Below are 4272 nucleotides of genomic sequence, written 5' to 3' on the forward strand. Positions count from 1 at the left end.
CCCGCCCTTCACCCGTTCTCTGGGGCTCCGCCCCAGACCCCGCGCCTCAAACGCCGGCGGGGCTGTGCATAGCCCCGCCGGGGCGGGGAGCGGCGCCGCAGGCCCCCGGCGTTACGGCACCGTGGCCGTGGTGCGAAAGCTCTGTGGCCGAACCCCGCCAGCCGCTTCGCGCCCTTGTCCGCCCTCTCCGCCGCTGGCTAGCTTCGCGGACATGCCTCTCCCGTCCCCCTCCCGCGTCCGCCCCGCTCTGCTCGCCGCCGGCTGCGCGGCCCTGCTCGCCCTGACCGTCTCCGTCCCCTCGGCCGCCGCGCCCGTGCGGCCGGAGCCGGCCGGTGCCGGATCGGTGGTGCTCGACTGGTACGACACCACCGCGCGGACCGTCGCCGCGACGGCCGCTCCGGCTCAGATCACCAACAGCCGCACCTGGGCGGTCGGCTGGATCGCCGCCGCCCGCGCCGCCCGGGAGGCCCCCGGCGGCGGCCCTTCCCGCGGCCGCTTCCAGGACGCCGCCGTCGCCTCCGCCGTCCACGACGTCCTGGTCGCCCTCGCCCCGTCCCGCAAGGACGACCTCGACAGGGCCCTCGCCTCCTCGCTCTCCGGGATCCCGGACGGCCCGGCCGAGGACCGGGGCGTGGCCGCCGGAGCCCGCCAGGCCAGGGCGGTGCTCGCCGCCCGGGCCGGTGACGGCCTCGACCCGGCCTCCTCGAACACCCCGTTCCCGGTAGCGCCGGCCGCCCCGGGGATCTGGCAGCCGACCCCGGACGGCTACGCGCCCGCCATCCAGTACGGGAACCGGCTGGCCAGGCCCTTCCTGCTGGAGCGCGCCGACCAGTTCCGGCTGGGCCCCCCGCCCGCCCTGGACTCCGACCGCTACCGGGCCGACCTGGAGGAGGTGCGTGCGTACGGCGCCGCCGACAGCGCGGTGCGCTCGCCGCGCCAGACGGAGACGGCGAACTTCTGGTACAGCGGTTCGCTGACCCTCTACACGGACGTGCTGCGCGTGGCCGTGGCCCGCTCGCACGGCTCGACCGCCGACCGGGCGGCGCTGCTCGCGCTCTTCCACGCCGCGTCCGTCGACACGCAGATCGCGACCTCCGACAGCAAGTACACGTACGTCCGCTGGCGGCCGGTGACGGCGATCCGTACGGGCTCGATCGGCACGGACCCGGCCTGGCGCCCGCTGCACAACACCCCGGCCCACCCCGACTACCCCAGCGGCCACGCCACGTACGCGGGCGCGGCACAGGCCGTGCTGGACGCGCTCGCCGGGCCGGTGACGGAGACCTTCGACCTGACCAGCCCGACCGCGCCGGGCGTGCACCGGGCCTACTCGGGCTGGGCGCAGCTCACCCGGGACAACGTGGACGCCCGGGTGTACTCGGGGATCCACAGTCGCACCGCCGACGAGGCGGGCGCCCGGCTCGGCGAGACGGTCGGCCGGTACGCGCTGCGCCACGCGGACCGGCTGCTGTCCGGCCGCCTCTGACCGGCCCGCGCACGGAGGTTCAGCCCTCGCCGTAGGCCTCTCCGCCGAGCTCGAACCCGGCGGTGCCGGCGGTGACGTCGTTCAGCCAGGCCCGGAAGGATTCCACGTCCGCCTCGGGGAGGCCGATCTCGATGGAGACGGCCTCCCCGTAGCGCACGTCCAGGACCGCGCGGCCGGTGGAGCGCAGGTCGTTCTGCGTCTTGCCGGCCCGCTGGTGGTCGACGGTGACGGTGGCCAGCCGGTAGCGGTGCCGGGTGACGGTGCCGAGCGCGTCGAGGGCTTCGCCGACGACCCCTCCGTAGGCCCGGATCAGCCCGCCCGCACCGAGCTTGACGCCGCCGTAGTACCGGGTGACGACGGCGACGGCGTAGCGGATGTCGCGGCGGGTCAGCATCTGCAGCATGGGCACACCGGCGGTGCCGCCCGGTTCGCCGTCGTCGCTGGCCTTCTGGATGGAGGCGTCGGCTCCGATCACGTAGGCGAAGCAGTTGTGCGTGGCGGTGGGGTGCTCCCGGCGGATCCGCGCGATGAAGTCCTGCGCCTCCTGCTCGGTCGCGGCGGGCGCGAGCGAGCACAGGAAGCGCGAGCGGTTGATCTCGGACTCGTGCGACCCCTCGCGGGCCACCGTCTCGTACTGGTCTGCCTTCACCGGTCCACCCTACGGGGAATCGGACGGATGTCCTTTCCGTTGAGCCTGCGGAACCACCCACCGGAGCAGGCAGCAGCAGGAGGCGGCGCACGTGTACGGCGACCAGGAGACCATCCGCAGGATCCTCACCGAGCTCGGCGACACCTGGGCGGTGGTCGGCCTGTCCAACAACGAGGACCGGGCGGCGTACGGGGTGGCCAGGGTCCTCCAGCGGTTCGGCAAGCGGGTGGTTCCCGTCCACCCGAAGGCGGAGACGGTGCACGGCGAGCAGGGCTACCCCTCGCTCGGGGCGATCCCGTTCAAGGTGGACGTGGTGGACGTCTTCGTGAACAGCACGCTGGCCGGCCAGGTCGCGGACGAGGCGGTCGCCGCCGGGGCCGAGGCCGTCTGGTTCCAGCTGGGCGTGATCGACGAGGCCGCCTTCGCGCGGACCCGCGGGGCGGGGCTGGAGATGGTCATGGACCGCTGCCCCGCCATCGAGATACCGGCGCTCTAGCCGCGTCAGCGGTGGCCGTCCGCCCCCTGCACGGGTGGGATCGAGACGGCCATCGTCATCTCCATCGGCACCGCGCCGTCGTTGCGGTAGGCGTGCGGGACGTCCGCCTCGAAGGAGACGGCCCCGCCGGCCGGCACCACGTGCCGGTCGTCGGCGATCTCCAGCGTGAGTTCCCCGGCCGTGACGTGCAGCATCTCGAACGTCCCGGCCGGGTGCGGGTCGGACGCGGTGCCGTCGCCGGGCTCCAGCCGGTAGATCCACATCTCCACCGGTCCGCGCCGGTCGTCACCGAGCAGCATCCGCGCCTCGCTGCCCGGCTCTCCGGACCACATCCGGACTCCCTGTCCTGGGAGCACCACGTGCACCCTCGGGCTGCGCTCGTGGTCGAGCAGGGTGGTGATGCTCACCCCCAGGGCGTCGGCCAGCTTGACCGTGGTGCCGACGCTCGGGTTCGTACGGGCCTGCTCGATCTGGATGATCATGCCGCGGCTGACCCCGGCGCGGGCCGCGAGCGCGTCCAGGGTGAACCCTCGCTCCCCGCGCCACCGCTTGAGGTTCCGGGCGAGCGCCTGGGTGAGCTGTTCGAGATCCGACACCATTCCGTCCAATATTTTGGATGACACAGTTCAACAGACTGAACTAACCTGCGGTGTATTCGATGCTGCACTCCACCGTTCACCGAACTGTACTGCGAGGTCCTGCCATGACCGCCCTGTTCGCCCTGGCCACAGCCCTGCTGTGGGGCCTCGCCGACTTCGGCGGCGGGCTGCTGACGCGCCGCCTCCCGGCGCTCACGGTGGTCGTGGTCTCGCAGATCGCCGCCGTCCTCGTGCTCGGCTCCGTCGTGCTCGCCACCGGCGCCTGGCACGAGGCCGGCCCGCAGCTGTGGTTCGCGGTGGCGGCCGGTCTGGTCGGACCGGCGGCGATGCTCAGCTTCTACAAGGCCCTGGCCCTGGGTCCGATGGGCGTGGTCTCGCCGCTGGGGTCCGTCGGGGTGGTCGTGCCCGTCGGGGTGGGGCTGGTGCTGGGCGAGCGGCCCGGGCCGGGCCAGTTCGCGGGCATCGCGGTGGCCGTCGTCGGCATCGTCCTCGCGGGCGGGCCCGAGCTGCGCGGTGCGCCCGTGCAGCGGCAGGCGGTGGTGCTGACCCTGGTCGCGGCCTTCGGCTTCGGCGCGGTGATGGCGCTGATCTCGCAGGCCTCCACCACCGTCACCGGGCTGTTCCTCGCGCTCCTCGTCCAGCGCGTCACCAACGTCGCCGTCGGCGGGGCCGCCCTGTGGGCGCAGACCCGGCGCGGCGTCCCCGCGCTGCCGGAGGGCACCGGCCCGCGCGTCCTGTGGGGCCTGCTGCCCGCGCTGGCCTTCGTCGGCCTCGCCGACGTCGCGGCCAACGGAACGTACTCGCTCGCCGCGCAGAACGGCCCCGTGACGGTGGCCGCCGTGCTCTCCTCGCTCTACCCGGTGATCACGGCCCTCGCCGCCTTCGCCGTGCTCAAGGAGCGGCTGCGCAGCGTCCAGGCGGCGGGCGCCGGCCTGGCCCTGGCGGGCACGGTACTCCTCGCGGCGGGCTGAGCCCGGGGAAAGCCGGGCCGGGCCCCCACGGCGCCGCGACGGGCCGGCCCGCGGCCGCCGCGGCCGAACCC

At 74.5% G+C, this 4272-nt stretch carries 5 protein-coding genes; 3 read left to right on the top strand and 2 right to left on the bottom strand.

Translation table 11 applies throughout. The annotated features are described in order from the left end of the window. Window positions 1-211 precede the first annotated feature (211 nt). Complete coding sequence (locus VR44_RS30270; protein WP_045950813.1) at window positions 212-1486, top strand: vanadium-dependent haloperoxidase; 1275 nt, start codon at window positions 212-214, stop codon at window positions 1484-1486. A gap of 19 nt (window positions 1487-1505) precedes the next feature. Here VR44_RS30270 and VR44_RS30275 read toward each other — a convergent pair whose 3' ends face one another. Further along, window positions 1506-2135 carry a YigZ family protein gene (locus tag VR44_RS30275; protein WP_045950814.1) on the bottom strand — a complete coding sequence of 210 codons (630 nt, stop codon included), beginning with the start codon at window positions 2133-2135 and terminating at the stop codon, window positions 1506-1508. Between the two features lie 91 nt (window positions 2136-2226). Here VR44_RS30275 and VR44_RS30280 point away from each other — a divergent pair, with 91 nt between their 5' ends. Then, window positions 2227-2631 (top strand): CoA-binding protein, encoded by a 405-nt coding sequence (locus VR44_RS30280; protein ID WP_045950815.1) that lies wholly within the window; start codon window positions 2227-2229, stop codon window positions 2629-2631. A 5-nt stretch (window positions 2632-2636) separates the two neighbouring features. Here VR44_RS30280 and VR44_RS30285 read toward each other — a convergent pair whose 3' ends face one another. After that, window positions 2637-3227: a helix-turn-helix domain-containing protein gene (locus tag VR44_RS30285; protein ID WP_045950817.1), complete on the bottom strand. Its 591-nt coding sequence runs from the start codon at window positions 3225-3227 to the stop codon at window positions 2637-2639. A 107-nt stretch (window positions 3228-3334) separates the two neighbouring features. On the opposite strand from VR44_RS30285, the gene VR44_RS30290 reads away from it, so the two are divergent. Continuing rightward, window positions 3335-4201, top strand: coding sequence for an EamA family transporter (locus tag VR44_RS30290; RefSeq protein ID WP_045950816.1), 867 nt, complete (start codon window positions 3335-3337; stop codon window positions 4199-4201). Window positions 4202-4272: the final 71 nt, after the last annotated feature.

Source organism: Streptomyces katrae (assembly GCF_000966975.1).
GTDB lineage: Bacteria > Actinomycetota > Actinomycetes > Streptomycetales > Streptomycetaceae > Streptomyces > Streptomyces katrae.

Bases quoted from the DNA above. Each gene is read 5' to 3' on its own strand.
- VR44_RS30270 (WP_045950813.1), top strand. From the start codon at position 212: ATGCCTCTCCCGTCCCCCTCCCGCGTCCGCCCCGCTCTGCTCGCCGCC.
- VR44_RS30290 (WP_045950816.1), top strand. From the start codon at position 3,335: ATGACCGCCCTGTTCGCCCTGGCCACAGCCCTGCTGTGGGGCCTCGCC.